The 924-nt window shown below is 71.2% G+C and carries 2 protein-coding genes and 1 other annotated feature; both genes read right to left on the bottom strand.

Going from position 1 to position 924, the window contains the following annotated elements; genetic code table 11:
- The coding region (locus tag WCD41_RS31025) for an IS3 family transposase (RefSeq protein ID WP_337719124.1) at positions 1-605 on the bottom strand (605 nt) is incomplete at its 3' end.
- Positions 519-650: a sequence feature (AL1L pseudoknot), on the bottom strand. It overlaps the preceding gene by 87 nt.
- On the bottom strand, positions 608-924 hold a 317-nt coding region (locus tag WCD41_RS31020; protein ID WP_337719123.1), incomplete at its 5' end, for a transposase. Its footprint overlaps the feature before it by 43 nt.

Genomic DNA, 924 nt, shown 5'->3' with positions numbered 1-924 from the left:
TCAGTGGTGTGGCCTGCGCGTTCGCGGGTCCAGATCGCCATCTCCAGCGCGTCGAGGGGGAGCTCGGTGGGCATCGAGGACGCGCAGCGCCACCCGACGATGCGCCGCGAGTACACGTCGGAGACGAACGCGGTGAACACCGTGCCCGACCAGGTCGGCACGTAGGTCAGATCGACCACCCACAGCTCGTTGGGCCTGGTGGCGGTGAAGTCTCGATCGACCAGATCCGGGGCCCGCCCGGCGCGATGGTCCGCGCGGGTGGTCCACACCGCGCGGCCGCGCCGGACCCCGCGCAGCCCGAGCGAGCGCATGAGCCGCTTTACGGTGCAGCGCGCCACCGGCTGGCCGTCGGGGCCGGTGACACCGTCGCGGCGCAGCTGGGCGTGCATCTTGCGGGCCCCGTAGACCCCGCGGCCCTTGCTCGGATCCCAGAATGTCGCCTCGATCTGCTCGGCGAGCGCGGCGTCGGACAGCGTGCGCCGCGCCGGCGGGCGGGTCTTGGCCGCGTAGTAGCCGCTCGGGGCGACCGCGATGCCCTCACCGGTGAGGGCACGGCAGATCGGCTCGACCCCGAACCGGGTCTTGTGCTGATCGATGTAGTCCACGATCAACGGGTATGGCGGTCGAGCTCCGCCGCCGCGAAAAACGCCGACGCGGTCTTCAAGATCTCGTTCGCCCGGCGGAGCTCGGCGTTCTCCCGGCGCAGCCGCTTGAGCTCCTCGGACTCCGCGGTCGTCGTCCCCGGGCGCAGGCCGTCGTCGATGTCGGCCTGCTTGCACCATCCGCGCAGCGTGTCCGGGACGATCCCCAACTGGCCACCGATGCGCTTACACGCCTCGTTGACCGACAACCCGGGCTCCTGCTCGCGGGCCTCACGCACCATGCGCTTGGCCCGCTGACGCATCTCCTCGCTGAACTTCCTCG

The organism is Actinomycetospora aeridis, from assembly GCF_037400275.1.
Lineage (GTDB): Bacteria > Actinomycetota > Actinomycetes > Mycobacteriales > Pseudonocardiaceae > Actinomycetospora > Actinomycetospora aeridis.
This window is presented reverse-complemented; position numbering and strand designations above follow the sequence as displayed.